Origin of the sequence: Amycolatopsis sp. PS_44_ISF1 (assembly GCF_032335455.1) — a bacterium.
Lineage (GTDB): Bacteria > Actinomycetota > Actinomycetes > Mycobacteriales > Pseudonocardiaceae > Amycolatopsis.
In genome coordinates this window covers 148,022-162,174 of record NZ_JANUXO010000001.1, presented here as the reverse complement: position 1 = coordinate 162,174, position 14,153 = coordinate 148,022, and the positions used below count along the sequence as shown (strand labels likewise).

Sequence of the window (14,153 nt, the reverse complement as noted above, 5' to 3'; positions counted from 1 at the left end):
ACGAGACCGCGCCCGGGGGCACCGGCGGAGGGGAACGGGGAGACCGGCCGGGGCTGGGGGATCGCGGTGAGCGGAACGGGACTGGTGGTGCCGTCGAGCTGGGAAAACTCTCAGGGAATCCGCGGACACCGCGAGTAAACGAGCGGTCACCCGGCCGGTCAAGGCGCCGAACGGACCAGCGTCGCCTTACCCGCGCCTGGCGCGAAGGTGAAAAACCCTTGAACATCAGGGCTTTCACCCCGGCCGGAGCCGGGGGGCGACTTTCGTAGGGATTTGTCCGTTACACCCCGTTCGTCGGAGCGGGCCGGTGGTCCGCGCCGAGGTGTTCACGGGGGCGTCATCCGGGGGTCACCGGCGGCGTGGCGCCGGGGTTCTGCCCGGCCGGCCGGGCCGTAGGCTGGGGTGGGTGAGCGAACAGTCTGAGTTTCCCGACGGCCAGTACCCGGAGCGCCCGGTGGAGCGCCACAAGGGCCCGGTGGTGCTGCGGCGCGACCGTCGTGACCAGGGCAGCACCACCGACCAGCGGCTGCTGGACGCGCGCGGGCCGAGCGACTGGGTGCACACCGACCCGTGGCGGGTGCTGCGCATCCAGGCCGAGTTCGTGGAGGGCTTCGGCGCGCTGGCCGAGGTGCCGCGCGCGGTGACCGTGTTCGGGTCCGCGCGGACCAAGCGGGACCACCCCGAGTACGAACTGGGCCGCAAGATCGGCGGCGCGTTGGCCGCGGCCGGCTTCGCGGTGATGACCGGCGGCGGCCCGGGCGCGATGGAGGCGGTGAACCGCGGCGCGGCCGAGGCCGGCGGGTTCTCGGTCGGCCTCGGCATCGAGCTGCCGTTCGAGCAGGGCCTGAACCCGTGGGTCGACCTCGGCGTGAACTTCCGCTACTTCTTCGCGCGCAAGACCATGTTCATCAAGTACTCGCAGGCCTTCATCTGCCTGCCCGGCGGCTTCGGCACGCTGGACGAGCTGTTCGAGGCGCTGACGCTGGTCCAGACCAAGAAGGTGACCAAGTTCCCGGTGGTGCTGTTCGGCACCGAGTACTGGGGCGGGCTCTACGACTGGATCGCCAAGTCCGTGCTGGAGGGTGGGAAGATCGGGGCGAAGGACCTCGACCTGCTGCACCTGACCGACGACATCGACGACGCCGTGCAGGTGGTGCAGGACTCGTACCAGGCCTGGGAGGATTCGCACTGATGCGGGTTTGTGTGTTCTGCGGCTCCTCGATGGGCTTCTCGCCGGGGTACGCGGAGGCGGCGACCGCGCTGGGCAAGCTGCTGGCGCAGCGCGGGATCGGACTGGTCTACGGGGGCGCGAGCGTCGGCACCATGGGCGCGGTGGCCGACGGCGCGCTGGCCGCGGGCGGTGAGGTGATCGGGGTGATCCCCGAGTCGCTGTCGCGGGTGGAGATCGCGCACGCCGGGCTGAGCGAGCTGCACGTGGTCGCCGACATGCACCAGCGCAAGGCGAAGATGGCCGCGCTGTCCGACGCGTTCCTGGCGCTGCCGGGCGGGGCGGGCACGCTGGAGGAGCTGTTCGAGGTCTGGACCTGGGCCCAGCTCGGCCTGCACGCCAAGCCGATCGGGCTGGTCGACGTCGCCGGGTACTACGCGCCGCTGATGTCGTTCGCCGAGCACATGGTGGCCGAGGGCTTCCTCGGCGCCGGTTACCGCGACCTGCTCACGATCGACGCCGACCCGGCCGTGCTGCTCGACCGGTTCGGCCTGGGCGCCTGAGCCCGGCGGGTTCGCACCCGGGGGCCGGGACCCGGCCCGGGTACGATGCGGAAATACTTCGAGTTCCATTCGGCCGAAGGTGGGGACGCCTTCACCCGTCCTTCGCGGCGGCGAACCGGGTCCGGCGGGTCATCCCCGGTCTTCGCGGTGCGCCTGACCGCGGACGGCCCGGCGCCGACGGTTGAGGTCGAGCTGTCCCGCGACCGAGCGCACGGAATGAGGTTCGACGGTGGCGGTCCTGCTGGTGTTGCTCGCCGCCGCCGTCAGCGGGCTGGGCCTGGTGCTGCTGCGCAAGGCCAACCAGTCCGAGCCGGAGCGGCCCGGGTTCTCGTGGTCGCAGCTGTGGCTGATGATCCGCCACCGCCCGCTCTGGCTGGCCGGCATCGCCACCATGCTCGCGGAGTTCGGGCTGCACGCGCTGGCCCTGTCGCAGAGCACGGTCACCACGGTGCAGTTGCTGGTGGTGATGGAACTGCCGTTCACGCTGATCCTGTCCCAGCTCATCCTCGGCGGGAAGCTGCGGCAGCGGGAGTGGGCGGCGATCGGGTCGATGACGCTCGGCCTGATCATCCTGCTGCTGGCCCTCTCCCCGCACGGCGGGCACGCGGAGGCGGTCGGGCTGGGCACCTGGCTGACCGGGCTCGCCGTGACGGTCGCGGCCATCGCGGCGATCCTGGTGTTCTCGCGGTGGGCCGGGCGCGTGGTCCGCACCGCGCTGGCCGGGATCGCCGCCGGAATGGGGGCCGGGCTGATCGCCGTGGTGGTCAAACCGGTCACGGCGGCGGTGCCGCACGGGGTGGCGGCGCTGGCCTCGACCTGGCAGACCTGGGCCCTGATCCTGGTCAGCGGTAGCGCGTTCGTGCTGCTGCAGAACGCGCTGCAGGCCGGCCGGCTGGTCGCGTCGCAGCCGGGCATCACGCTGGCCAACCCGGTGGTGGCCGTGCTCTGGGGGGTGCTGGTCTTCCACGAGCAGGTGCGCGGCGGCTGGTGGCTGCTCGGTGCGGCGCTGGGGGCCGTGCTGCTGGCCACCGGCGCGGCGCTGCTGTCGGGCTCCCCGTTGCTGGACGGCTACCGGGAGGCGCCCGACGACGAGGCACCGGGGGCACCGGAGCCGGACCCGGACGTCTCGCGCAGTTACGCCTAGCCCTCGGGCGCGTCACCCGGCGCGCACCGACTTTCGCGCGGTTCACCGACAGTGGAGGAAATTCCGGATGTCGCAGGCGATCGGCTGGAACAACTTCGTCGACACCGAAACGCAGGCGGAGCACCGCCGCCTGCGCCTGCTGGAGCGGATCTTCGACCCGTTCAGCCTCCGCCAGCTCGAAGGACTGGGGGTGGAGCCGGGCTGGCAGTGCCTGGAGGTCGGCGCCGGGGCGGGCTCCCTGGCCCGGCGGATGGCCGAGCTGGCCGGCCCCGGGAACGTGGTGGCGACCGACCTGAGCCTCAAGTTCCTCGACCCGCTGACCGAGCTGGGCGTGACGGTGCTGCGCCACGACGTCACCACCGACGAAGCCCCCGGCGAGTTCGACCTGATCCACACCCGGTTCGTGCTCGACCACCTGCCCGGGCGCGAGGACGTGATCAAGCGGATGGCCTCGTGGCTCAAGCCGGGCGGCTGGCTGCTGCTGGAGATCGGCACGACGATGCCCGAGCTGTCCTCGCACCCGGCCACCCGCCGTTCCATGGCGGTGCTGACCCGGGTGATGACCGAGCGCGTGGGCACGGCGGCGGAGTGGGGGCGCACCCTGCCGGTCCCGCTGGAGGCGGCCGGGCTCGTCGACTGCGCGGCCGAGGGCTCGATCCTGCCCGCCCGGGGCGGGGAGCCGCTGGCCCACTGGCTGATGAACACCACGAAGCTGGTCGAGCCGCACGCCCTGGCCACCGGCCTGATCACCCGCGAGCAGCTCGACGAGGCCTTCGCCCTGTACGAGACACCGTCGTTCGTGGACTACACCTGGATGACCGTCGCGGCCCGCGGGCGGCGGCCCTGAGCCTCTGAGGTCAGCGGGCCAGGGTCAGCGGGCCGGGGTCAGCCGCACCGGCAGGTGGCGGACGCCCCAGGTGAAGTTCGACGCGGTGTAGCCGGGTTCGCCGGTCGGCTCGATCGCTTCGACGCCGGCGACCAGCTCCTCCAGGAACACCGTGAGCTCCAGGCGGGCGAGCCGGGCGCCCAGGCACTGGTGCCGCCCGCCGCCGAAGGTGAGGTGCTTGTTCGGGGTGCGGGTCAGGTCGAACCGCTCGGGGGCGTCGAAGGCGGTTTCGTCGCGGTTGGCCGAGACGTTCCAGACGGTGACGCGGTCGCCGGCGGCGATGTCCGTGCCGGCGATCCGCGTGGGCCGGGTGGCGGTGCGCAGGACGTGCACGCCGGGCGTGGTCCAGCGGAGCACCTCCTCGATCGCCGACGGCGGGATCGGGCGGCCCCAGGCGCGGAGCTTCTCCCACTCCGCCGGGTTCTGCAGCAGCGCCAGCACCGCGCCGCCGGCCGAGTACCGGGTGGTTTCGTTGCCTCCGGCGAGCACACCGTTGCAGTTGACCACGATCTCCTCGTCCGACAGCAGCCGGGTTTCGCCCGGCACCGAAGTGGACCGGCGGTCGTGCGCGATGCGGCTGACGAAATCGTCCCCGGGCTCCTCCCGCCGCGTGGTCACCAGTTCCGAGAAGTACAGGAAGATTTCGGCGTGCGCGGCCCGCCGGCTCGCCTCGTCCTCGCCCTCGAAAGCGGCGTTCATCGTGCCGCCCAGCCAGTCCCACTCCTCGCGCGGGACGCCCATCAGCGCGCAGACCACCCGGGTCGGCACCCGCCGGGCCAGGTCGACGAGATCGATCTCCCGTTCCCGCAGGGCCTCGGCCAGCAGCTCCCGCACCACGCGCCGGACCAGGTCCTCGGCGTGCGGGATCTCGGCCGGGGAGAAACCCTTGGCCAGCACGCGTTTGAGCTGCGAGTGATCCGGCGGGTCCGAGACGATCAGCATCCGCTGGGTCACCGCGGCCACCGCCGCCGGATTGGTGTCGAGCCGCATCCCGTTGCGGGAGCTGAAGGTCTCCCAGTCGAGGTAGACCCCGAGCGCGTCGGCGTGCCGGGTCACCGCCCAGAAGCCCGGGCCGTCGGGCTGGGGGTGCCAGTGCACCGGGTCGTTCTCCCGGAGCCAGGCCAGGTCCTCCCAGAAACCGTTGCCGGCGAACGTCTTCTCGTCGGTGAGGTCGATCAGCACGGGTCCGCCCCGAGCAGCCGGGCCAGCCGGGGCACGGTCAGCTCGGCCAGGTCGGTGCCGAAGGTGTGACCGCCGTCGAACTGCTGCCGGGAGAACTCGCCGCTGGTGCAGGCCCGCCAGCCGTCCAAAGCGGACGGGGTGACGAGCTGGTCGGTGTCGCCGCCCCAGGCGTGCACGGCCGAAGCCAGCCGGGGCTCGGCGGGCAGGACGAAGGTCGAAGCCAGGGCGCCGTCCTTGCGCAGGAGCCCGAGGGTGTACTCGCGGGCGTCTTCGTCCAACTCCGCGGTGGAACCCTGGTCCAGCAGCTCCCGCAGGACGGCTTCGCTGCCGTACTGGTGACCCTCGGACCAGACCTGCGGCGGGTCGCTGGCCGCGACCACGAGCGCGACCGGCGGCCGTCCCCGCTCACCGAGCTGCCGGGCGACCTCGTAGCCCAGCAGCGCGCCGAAGCTCTCCCCGAACACCACCAGCGGCGCGGCCGGCGAGACCAGCCCGAGCACCTCGGTCACCACGGCCGCGGCCGCCTCGCCCATGGTGGGCGGATGTGGCTCGCGCCAGCGGTTCTCCCGGCCGGGAAGCTGCACCCCGACCACGGAGACCGCGTCGCCGAGCCGGTCCTGCCACGAGCGGTAACGCCCGCAGCCGGCGCCGCCGTGCGCCAGGCACAGCAGGGTCGGGCGCTGGGCGGGTTCCGGGTGCCAGGTGACGAGCCAGGGGGCCGGGCGGACGTCCTCGGCCTTCGGCTCGGTGCGCCGGTCGAGCTCCCGCGCCAGCCGGGCGGCGGTCGGATTGGCCAGCAGGACGGTGATGGAGAACCGGACGCCGGTGGAGCGCCGCAGGGCCGCCACGGCTCGCGCGGCCAGCAGCGAATGCCCGCCCAGCTCGAAGAAGTCGGCGTCGACGTCGGTCACCGGACGGTCCAGCAGCTCGCTCCAGGCCGCGCACACCTCGATCTCCCGGGGTGTGCCCGGCGCCCGCCCGGTGGGGCTCCGGCGCTCGGCGCACGCCCGGCTCAGCGCCTCCCGGTCGACCTTGCCGCTGGTCGTGGCGGGCAGCGCGGGCAGGAAGTCGATCACGGCCGGGACCAGGTGGGCGGGCAGCTTGGCCCGGCAGTGCTCGCGGACGATCGCGGCCCCGGCGGCTTCGTCGTGCCCGGGCGCCACCACGGCGGCGAGCCCGAGCGCTTCGCCGGAGGCCAGCACGAACGCGGCCGCCTTGGTGACCGCGGGCAGCTCCTCGACCACTTTTTCCAGCTCTGCCGGCTCGATCCGGAAGCCTCGCACCTTCACCTGGTCGTCGGTGCGGCCCAGGTGGTCGAGCTGGCCGTCCGGGCGGGCGGAGACCAGGTCACCGGTCCGGTAGAGCCGCCCGGCGATCCCCGGCACGGCAACGAAACGCTCGGCGGTCAGCTCCGGCCGGCCGCGATAGCCCCGGGCGAGGGCGTCGCCGCCGACGTACAGCTCGCCCGGCGAGCCCGGGGGCACGGGCCGCTGGTGCTCGTCGAGGACGAACGTCCGGTAACCGGTCAGCGCGCGGCCGATGCTGGACACGTCGTCGCCGCGGGCGGTGTCGGCGCAGGTCGCGGCCATGGTGGTTTCGGTCGGGCCGTACACGTTGAGCACGCGGTGCTCGGCCGCCAGCAGCTTCGCGAGCCCGCGGGGGCAGCGTTCGCCGGCGACGACGACCACTTCGGCGGTCGACAGCGCGCCGGTGCAGGCCGCCATCAGGGACGGCGTCAGCACCACGGTGCGCGGGCCGGCCGCGCTGATGCGCTGGGCCAGGTCGGCTTCCTCGCCGCGGTCGTCGGCGAGGTCGATGACCACCGTGCCCTGGCCGTGCAGCAGGTGCAGGAGCGTGCACCACAGCCAGCCGTCGAAGGCGGGGGAGAGCGCGTTGACGCCCGTCCCGCCGGGGGTGAGGCCGACCTCGGCCAGCGCCGCCAGGAGGACGCCGAGGCCGCGGTAGGTGATTTCCACCCCCTTGGGCCGGCCGGTGGTGCCGGAGGTGTAGACGAGGTAGGCGAGGTCGCCGGGTTCGGGCCTGGGCCCGGGTTCGGTCGCGGCGCCTTCGTCGGGCGCGACGGACTCGGGATCGACCCGGGGGAGGTCACCGGACTCCGGGAACCGGTGGGCCAGCAGCACTTCGACCCCGGCGTCGGCCAGGACGAACGCGAGCCGCCCGGCGGGGTGGCGCTCGTCGAGCAGCACCGCGGTCGCGCCGAGCCGCCAGACGGCCAGCAGGGCGGACGCGGCGAGCCGGGAGCGCCCGGTGGCCACCCCGACCACGGTGCCGGCCCGGACCCCGGCCCCGGCCAGCGCCGAAGCGATCGAGGCCGTGTGCCGGGCCAGCCCGCGGAAGTCGAGTGTCCCGTCGGGGGCGGAGAACGCGGTGGCGGCCGGGGTGCTCTCGGCCCACCGGTCCACCGCGACGAACAATCGTTCCAGGTCGTGCACCGCTGAGGCGGCAACAGGCATCCGGGTTTCCCATCCGTGAGGGCGAAGACCGGCACCCCGAATCCTCCGGAGACCGAGAACGGTGTCCGGATCGGAACGAAAAGCAGTGACGGCGGGCACAGGTTACGGAGGAACCGGCCGGATTGGCAATACCGGAAACCCGGCATTGTCCTTTGGTACCCGGCGGTTTCCCATTCTGTCCTAACCGGACTGCACCATTTGGCCGAACCCGGGTGAACCGGCGGTCACGCCCGCGTTGTTCCCGCTTTCCGGCCCACGGGGAAGTGGTTCCCGTTCACCATTTCAGGCGGCGCCTTCACCGGGACGTTTGTGGTATCGGTCCACGTACTCCTGGCCGGACAGCTCCAGGATCGTGTACATGATCTCGTCGGTGACCGAACGGCGGATGGCCGAGGAGGAGTCCTGGCCCTCGTAGCGGGAGAAGTCCAGCGGCTCGCCGAAGACGACCTTGATCTTCGCCGGCCGGGGGATCTTCGCGCCGCCCGGCTGGATGCCCTCGGTGCCGAACAGCGCGACCGGCACGACCTTGGCCCCGGTGGAGAGGGCCAGCGCGGCCACACCGGTGTGGCCGCGGTGCAGGCGGCCGTCCAGGGAGCGGGTGCCCTCGGGGTAGATGGCGAAGACGCCGCCCGCCTCCAGCACCTTGCGGCCCGCCTCCAGCGCGGCCAGCCCGGCCTGCGCGTTGCCGCGCTCGACCGGGATGTACCCCAGCGCGTCGAGGGACTTGGCGACGAACCGTCCTTTGAGGCCCTTGCCGGTGAAGTACTCCGCCTTGCCCAGGAACCGGACCCGGCGCGGGGTGGTGAAGGTGATCACGCCGGTGTCGAGCGCCGCCCGGTGGTTCGAGGCCAGCAGCACCGGACCGCCGGACGGGATGTTCCCCACGCCCTGGACCTGCGGGCGGTAGAGCACGCGGACCAGCGGGCCGAGCACGAAGCGGACGAGCAGGGACAGCAAGGGGTCTCCCTCCAGGGGGCCGTTCGGTCACCCCAGCATGGCACGATCACCCCCGGACCTGGTCCGAGCGTCGCACCGGGCCGGAGCCGGGCTGTCATCCTCGCGGCCGGGCGTGACCGGGCGGTGCCGGTCGATGCCGGTCGACGCCGGTCGGTGCCGGTCGGTGCCGGTCGGGCGGTCGGCGCTCGACGAGCAGCGGTCGGCCGGTGCGGAGACTCGCTGCCCGCTCGCCGGGCCCCCGACGCGGTTCGTCCGGCGGGCGGAGCGGGACGTCCGGTCCCGCGTCCACATCGGACTCCAGCCGGGCCCGGGGCCGGAACCTCCCCGGATGTCTCCGATCGCCACGCGAGTAGCCGTTTGGCGGGTAACGGTTTCGGGCGAAGTGGGCTACCCCGCGGTCAGGGGATCCTCGCCGGGCCGCCCGTGGCCTCGCTGCCGCCGGTCGGGGATTTCGCCCGGTTGGTCACCTTCGGTGACGGGACCAGGCGGTCGGCACCGAACCGGCTCGGCGTCACCCAGGCGGCCCGGATCCGCGGGTGGTCACGGCGGCCGGGCTTTGTTCCCGGGCCCTCGGGCGGCTCGCCGTGAACGGGCGCGTCGTGCCTGCTCCCCGGCGTGACCGGGTGGCGGCCTGGGTCCGCCTTTCGGCGGGGCTGGTCGTGCTCGCGCGACGTTCCCGGGGCCGGTGTGCCACGATCGTGACGTGACGACCGCGCTGATCTACCTCGTAGTCATGCTGCTGGTGGCCGCCGTGGTGTTCCTGCTGGCCGCGGTGGTGTTCGGCCGGGGCGAGGAGCTGGCCCCGCTGCCGCCGGGCAGCTCGCCCACCCGCCTGCCCGCCGAGGACATCACCGGCGAGGACGTGCGGCAGGTGCACTACCAGCTCGTGCTGCGCGGGTACAAGATGTCCGAAGTGGACTGGGTGATGCGGCGGCTGGGCGCGGAGCTGGACGGGCTGCGCGCGCGGGTCGCGGAGCTGGAGGCCCGCGAGCCCCACGGCGCCGGCGAACCCGGCGCCCACCAATCCTCCGAGGCGGGCGCGCAGCCGTGGGTCACGGGTGAGTGACCTGGTGCTGTCCGTCGACGTCGCGGCGCCGGCGGGCACGACCTGGCTGGCCCTGACCGACTGGGCGCGGCAGGGTGAGTGGATGCTCGGCACCTCGGTGCGGGTGGTCGAGGGCAACGGCCGCAGCGTGGGCTCCCGGCTCGCCGCGTTCACCGGCGTCGCCGGGCTCGGGTTCACCGACACCATGGAGATCACCACCTGGGAGCCGCCGCTGCGGTGCACGGTGCGCCACCTCGGCCGGGTGGTGCGGGGCACGGGCGTGTTCCAGGTGGTGGCCAAAGGCGGCACGCGCTGCACGTTCGTCTGGGTCGAGCACCTGGAGCTGCCGTTCGGCGTGGCCGGGCGGCTGGCCTGGCCGATGCTGCGCCCGGCGTTCGCCCTGGGCGTGCGGCATTCGCTGCGGCAGTTCGCGCGGTTCGCGGAAGGCTATTCGGTGGAGGGACGATGACCGTACTGCTCGGCGAAGACGGTGTCGCCCGGTGCTCCTGGGGCAACTCGACCCCGGACTACGCGGCCTACCACGACCGGGAGTGGGGCTGCCCGCTGCACGGGGAGGCGGCGCTGTACGAGCGGCTCTGCCTCGAATCGTTCCAGTCGGGGCTGTCCTGGATCACCATCCTGCGCAAGCGCGAGAACTTCCGCCGGGCGTTCGAGGGGTTCCGGCCGGCGAAGGTCGCGCGCTTCGGTGAAGCGGAGGTCGAGCGGCTGATGCAGGACGCCTCGATCGTGCGGAACCGGGCCAAGATCCTGGCCGCCATCACCAACGCGCGCGCCATCGCCACCCTGGACACGCCGCTGGACGAACTGCTGTGGTCCTTCGCCCCGGCCGAGCACCGGCGGCCGGAGACGATGGCCGACGTGCCGGCGATCACCGCCGAGTCCAAGGCCATGGCGAAGGACCTGAAGAAGCGCGGCTTCGCCTTCCTCGGCCCGACCACCTGTTACGCGCTGATGCAGGCCACCGGCATGGTCGACGACCACGTGGCCGGCTGCTTCCGGGCGAAGCGCTCGTGAGCGGCTACGTCGGTCAGCACCGGCGTAGCCACTCGTGAGCCCTACTTGCCCTGGAAGTCCGGGCGGCGCTTGCCGACGAAGGCCTCGACCGCTTCGGCGTGGTCGGCGGTGGCGCCCAGCGCGGTCTGCGCGGCGTCCTCGGCGGCGAGCGCATCGTCCAGAGAGGACTGGGACGCGACCGACAGCACGTGCTTGATCTTCGCGTATGCGACGGTCGGCCCAGCGGCCAGCTTCGCGGCCACGGACTGGGCGCGCGCGGCCAGCTCCTCGTCCGGCACGACCTCGCCGACCAGCCCGATCCGCAGCGCCTCGGCCGAGTCGACCGTGCGCGCCATCAGCATCAGCTCCGCGGCGCGGCCGAGGCCGATCAGCCGTTGCAGCGTCCAGGACGCGCCGGAGTCCGGGCCGAGGCCGACGTTGGCGAAGGCCATCAGGAAGCTCGACGAGCTCGCCGCGATCCGCAGGTCGCTGGCGTAGGCGAAGGCCGCGCCCGCGCCCGCCGCGGTGCCGTTCACGGCCGCGATCACCGGCTTGGGCAGGTCCATGATCGCGTGGACGATCGGGTTGTAGTGGTCGCTCACGGTGTTCAGCGGGGCGGGGTCGCCGGCCTGGAGCAGCCCGACGTGCTCCTTGAGGTCCTGCCCGGCGCAGAACGCCCGGCCCGCGCCGGTGAGGACCACCGCGCGCACGCCCGCGTCCCCGGCGGCCGCGCGCAGCTCGGCCAGCAGCCGCTCCTTGAGCTCGACGGTCAGCGAGTTGTACGCCTTCGGCCGGTTCAGGGTCAGGGTGCGCACGCCGTCGGCATCGGCGGTCAGCAGGACGTCGGATGTGGTCACTGAAGCTCCTCTGGGCGGAAACACGGTCTGCGGACCGCAGTGTTTCACCCCCGGCGGGCGGCATACCAGCACCGATGCGACGGCAAATGATCGGTCCGCGTTCGCGCCCGGCCGCTGATGAGGGACAATGGGGGACGAGACCCGGCTGGTTTGGGAGTGCGCGACCCGGGCGCGCCGGTTGAGACGGAGGGAGCACGCTATGGCGGCCATGAAGCCCCGGACCGGAGATGGTCCCCTCGAGGTGACTAAGGAGGGGCGGGGCCTTGTGATGCGGGTGCCACTGGAAGGTGGTGGCCGGCTCGTCGTCGAGCTCTCCGCGGATGAAGCGAAGGACCTCGGCGCGGCCCTGCAGGAGGTCACCGGCTGATCCCGGCTCTCCGACTCCGTTCATCTCCGCACCCCGGTCTCCCCCTGGAGGCCGGGGTCGCGGTTCGTCTACGCCCAAAGGTTGCCCACTGTGCGTAACTCACTACCGCCCGTCCCGACGAAGCTGCCCGAGATCGAGGTCTCCCTCACCCATCGGCGCGGGGCCCCGCTCGCGCACCTCGCCCTCGCCCCGGACCCGGGCGGGGAGTCGCATGTGGAGCCCGGCGCCGGCGGGAAGAGCGGCGACGTGCACGAGATCCCCGGCGGAACCTCGCCCCGGTGGGTGGCCGGGCTCGGCGAGGGCGGGCCACGCGACTACCGGACGGCCGGTGCGGCACTGGCCCGGGCCGTGGACGGCCGGTCGGCCCAGGTGCTGCTGCCCGAGCACGTCACGGCCGAGCAGGCCGGCGAACTGGCCATGGGCCTGCTGCTCGGCGGCTACCGGTTCAAGGTGAGCACCGAGGACCCGAAGCCCGCGCTGGTCTCGGTCCGGCTGATCGCGGCGCGCGAGGACCTGGTGGCGGCGTACGAGGGGCAGGTGGCGCGCGTGCGGGCGCTGGCCGCGGCCGCCGCGCTGACCCGCGATCTCGCCAACACCCCGTCGAACGTCAAGAACCCGGCGTGGCTGGCCGGTACCGCGGCGAAGGTGGTCGGTGCGGTCGAGGGCGTGACCGTGACCGTGCGGGACGAGAAGTGGCTCGCGGACAACGGCTTCGGCGGCGTGCTGGCCGTCGGCGGCGGCTCGGCCTCTCCGCCGCGGCTGATCGAACTGGAGTACAAGCCGCGCGGTGCGGCCTCACACGTGCTGATGGTGGGCAAGGGCATCACCTTCGACACCGGCGGCCTGTCGATCAAGCCGGCCGAGGGCATGCACCTGATGCGCACCGACATGGCGGGCGGCGCGGCCGTGATCGCCGCGGTGCGCGCGATCGCCGAGCTGAAGCTGCCGGTGCGGGTGACCGCGCTGGTGCCGGCGGCGGAGAACCACGTCTCCGGTTCGGCCTACCGCCCCGGCGACGTCGTGCGCCACTACGGGGGCCGCACCACCGAGGTGGGCAACACCGACGCCGAGGGCCGCATGGTGATGGCCGACGCGCTGGCGTACGGCATCGACCGGTACCGGCCGGACGTGGTGGTCGACACGGCCACCCTGACCGGCGCGATGAAGGTCTCGCTCGGCCTGCGCACCGGTGGCCTCTTCGCCACCGACGACGAGCTGGCGGCCCGGCTGGTCGCGGCCGGCGCCCGCGTCGGCGAGGCGTGGTGGCGCATGCCGCTGGTGGAGGACTACGCCACCGCGATCCAGGGCGAACTCGGCGACGTCCGCCAGGCCCCGGGTGGTCCCGGCGCCATCATGGCGGCGTTGTTCCTGCGCGAGTTCACGGCGAACCGGCCCTGGGTCCACCTGGACATCGCGGGCCCGGCCCGGGCGGACAAGACCTACGACGACGTGGTCCCGGGCGCCTCCGGCTTCGCGAGCCGCACGCTGGTGGAGTTCGCGGCTTCCTACGGCTCCTGAGCCCGGGGACGCCCGGAGCCCGTCCAGGCCCCCTGGCCCGCGTCGAGGCGGTCCAGGGGGCACCCGTCACGGGTGCTCGCGGGCACTTCCGCCGAGCACGTGGTCCCGGAACGCCCGCACCGCCGGGGACACCGGCTCGCCCGCGCGCCAGGCCAGTCCGATCGTCCGGCCGACCCGCGGTACGAGCGGGACCTCCGCCACCCCCGCGGGCGCGCCCGGTTCGAAGTGCGGCAGCAGCGCCACCCCCAGCCCCGCGGCGACCAGCCCCCGCACGGTGTCCGACTCCTGGCCCTCGAAGGCGATCTTCGGGCTGAACCCGGCTTCCGCGCACAGGTCGTCGGTGATCCGGCGCAGTCCGTAACCCGGTTCCAGCATCACGAACTCCTCCTCGGCCAGCTCCGCCACCCGGACGCCCGCGCGCCCGGCCAGCCGGTGGCCCGCCGGCACGGACAGCAGGATCGGCTGCTCGTCCAGCACGGCGGTGGCCAGCGCCGGGTCCTGCGGCACCGGGGCGAGCAGGGCCAGGTCCAGCTCGCCCCGGGACAGCCGGTCGAGCATCTCCTGCCGCGAGCCCTGCACCAGGGTGAACCGCGCGGACGGCGCCTGGGCCCGGTAGCCGCGCAGCAGCGTCGGGACCAGCGAGCGGCCGAGCAGGTGCAGGAAGCCCAGCACCACCCGGCCACTGCCCGGCTCGATCTCCTCGCGGGCCAGCCGGGCGCCGGCGTCGACCGGGGCCAGCGCGCGTTCCGCGGCCTCCGCCAGCAACTCGGCGGCGCGGGTCAGCCGGATGCCGCGGCCGTCGGGGACGGTCAGCGGGGCGCCCAGCGTCTCGCCCAGCGCCGCGAGCCGGCGGCTGATCGTCGGCTGCGGGACGCCGAGCAGCTCCGCGGCCTGTGTGACGTTCCTCGTCTTGCGCAAGGTTGCGAGCAGCAGGAGATGGGGTGCGAGCTGCGCGGTCAGCGTCTCATGCGACATGGT

The 14,153-nt window shown here is 73.4% G+C and carries 14 protein-coding genes; 9 read left to right on the top strand and 5 right to left on the bottom strand.

The window, feature by feature from the left end:
* The first annotated feature begins 406 nt into the window (after positions 1 to 406).
* The 4 genes from NYF13_RS00725 to NYF13_RS00710 all read left to right on the top strand — a co-directional run bounded on the left by NYF13_RS00725 (position 407) and on the right by NYF13_RS00710 (position 3,722).
* Positions 407 to 1,192 (top strand): TIGR00730 family Rossman fold protein, encoded by a 786-nt coding sequence (locus NYF13_RS00725; protein ID WP_315653525.1) that lies wholly within the window; start codon positions 407 to 409, stop codon positions 1,190 to 1,192.
* Positions 1,189 to 1,731 (top strand): TIGR00730 family Rossman fold protein, encoded by a 543-nt coding sequence (locus NYF13_RS00720; RefSeq protein ID WP_315657117.1) that lies wholly within the window; start codon positions 1,189 to 1,191, stop codon positions 1,729 to 1,731. The genes NYF13_RS00725 and NYF13_RS00720 overlap by 4 nt, the downstream gene beginning before the upstream one ends.
* A gap of 229 nt (positions 1,732 to 1,960) precedes the next feature.
* Positions 1,961 to 2,875, top strand: coding sequence for a DMT family transporter (locus NYF13_RS00715; RefSeq protein WP_315653524.1), 915 nt, complete (start codon positions 1,961 to 1,963; stop codon positions 2,873 to 2,875).
* A 67-nt stretch (positions 2,876 to 2,942) separates the two neighbouring features.
* Positions 2,943 to 3,722 carry a class I SAM-dependent methyltransferase gene (locus NYF13_RS00710; RefSeq protein ID WP_315653523.1) on the top strand — a complete coding sequence of 260 codons (780 nt, stop codon included), beginning with the start codon at positions 2,943 to 2,945 and terminating at the stop codon, positions 3,720 to 3,722.
* Positions 3,723 to 3,746: 24 nt separating this feature from the next.
* Here NYF13_RS00710 and NYF13_RS00705 read toward each other — a convergent pair whose 3' ends face one another.
* The 3 genes from NYF13_RS00705 to NYF13_RS00695 all read right to left on the bottom strand — a co-directional run bounded on the left by NYF13_RS00705 (position 3,747) and on the right by NYF13_RS00695 (position 8,374).
* Entirely contained in the window at positions 3,747 to 4,943 is a 1,197-nt protein-coding gene (locus NYF13_RS00705) for a cytochrome P450 (RefSeq protein ID WP_315653522.1), read from the bottom strand.
* Positions 4,937 to 7,417, bottom strand: a complete 2,481-nt coding sequence (locus NYF13_RS00700; RefSeq protein ID WP_315653521.1) for an amino acid adenylation domain-containing protein — start codon at positions 7,415 to 7,417, stop codon at positions 4,937 to 4,939. The genes NYF13_RS00705 and NYF13_RS00700 overlap by 7 nt, the downstream gene beginning before the upstream one ends.
* A gap of 282 nt (positions 7,418 to 7,699) precedes the next feature.
* Positions 7,700 to 8,374, bottom strand: coding sequence for a lysophospholipid acyltransferase family protein (locus NYF13_RS00695; RefSeq protein ID WP_315653520.1), 675 nt, complete (start codon positions 8,372 to 8,374; stop codon positions 7,700 to 7,702).
* Positions 8,375 to 9,077: 703 nt separating this feature from the next.
* Here NYF13_RS00695 and NYF13_RS00690 point away from each other — a divergent pair.
* The 3 genes from NYF13_RS00690 to NYF13_RS00680 are packed head-to-tail and all read left to right on the top strand — an operon-like array spanning position 9,078 to position 10,454.
* Positions 9,078 to 9,440: a DivIVA domain-containing protein gene (locus NYF13_RS00690; RefSeq protein WP_315653519.1), complete on the top strand. Its 363-nt coding sequence runs from the start codon at positions 9,078 to 9,080 to the stop codon at positions 9,438 to 9,440.
* Entirely contained in the window at positions 9,433 to 9,888 is a 456-nt protein-coding gene (locus tag NYF13_RS00685) for an SRPBCC family protein (protein ID WP_315653517.1), read from the top strand. Before NYF13_RS00690 ends, NYF13_RS00685 begins: the two co-directional genes overlap by 8 nt.
* Entirely contained in the window at positions 9,885 to 10,454 is a 570-nt protein-coding gene (locus tag NYF13_RS00680; protein ID WP_315653515.1) for a DNA-3-methyladenine glycosylase I, read from the top strand. The genes NYF13_RS00685 and NYF13_RS00680 overlap by 4 nt, the downstream gene beginning before the upstream one ends.
* 41 nt (positions 10,455 to 10,495) lie before the next feature.
* Here NYF13_RS00680 and NYF13_RS00675 read toward each other — a convergent pair whose 3' ends face one another.
* Positions 10,496 to 11,290, bottom strand: coding sequence for an enoyl-CoA hydratase-related protein (locus NYF13_RS00675; RefSeq protein ID WP_315653514.1), 795 nt, complete (start codon positions 11,288 to 11,290; stop codon positions 10,496 to 10,498).
* Positions 11,291 to 11,489: 199 nt separating this feature from the next.
* On the opposite strand from NYF13_RS00675, the gene NYF13_RS00670 reads away from it, so the two are divergent.
* Together NYF13_RS00670 and NYF13_RS00665 are read left to right on the top strand one after the other, a co-directional pair.
* Positions 11,490 to 11,657 (top strand): DUF3117 domain-containing protein, encoded by a 168-nt coding sequence (locus NYF13_RS00670; RefSeq protein WP_315653513.1) that lies wholly within the window; start codon positions 11,490 to 11,492, stop codon positions 11,655 to 11,657.
* 90 nt (positions 11,658 to 11,747) lie between these two features.
* A complete protein-coding gene (locus NYF13_RS00665) occupies positions 11,748 to 13,175 on the top strand; it encodes a leucyl aminopeptidase family protein (RefSeq protein ID WP_315653512.1) in 1,428 nt (475 codons plus the stop codon).
* 66 nt (positions 13,176 to 13,241) lie between these two features.
* On the opposite strand, the gene NYF13_RS00660 is transcribed toward NYF13_RS00665, so the two are convergent.
* Positions 13,242 to 14,150, bottom strand: a complete 909-nt coding sequence (locus tag NYF13_RS00660; protein WP_315653511.1) for a LysR family transcriptional regulator — start codon at positions 14,148 to 14,150, stop codon at positions 13,242 to 13,244.
* Between the last annotated feature and the right edge of the window lie 3 nt (positions 14,151 to 14,153).

What these genes read in the sequence shown, in the direction of transcription:
- NYF13_RS00710 (WP_315653523.1), top strand. Translation starts at nt 2,943, where the DNA reads ATGTCGCAGGCGATCGGCTGGAACAACTTCGTCGACACCGAAACGCAG.
- NYF13_RS00700 (WP_315653521.1), bottom strand. Translation starts at nt 7,417, where the DNA reads ATGCCTGTTGCCGCCTCAGCGGTGCACGACCTGGAACGATTGTTCGTC.
- NYF13_RS00680 (WP_315653515.1), top strand. Translation starts at nt 9,885, where the DNA reads ATGACCGTACTGCTCGGCGAAGACGGTGTCGCCCGGTGCTCCTGGGGC.
- NYF13_RS00670 (WP_315653513.1), top strand. Translation starts at nt 11,490, where the DNA reads ATGGCGGCCATGAAGCCCCGGACCGGAGATGGTCCCCTCGAGGTGACT.
- NYF13_RS00660 (WP_315653511.1), bottom strand. Translation starts at nt 14,150, where the DNA reads ATGTCGCATGAGACGCTGACCGCGCAGCTCGCACCCCATCTCCTGCTG.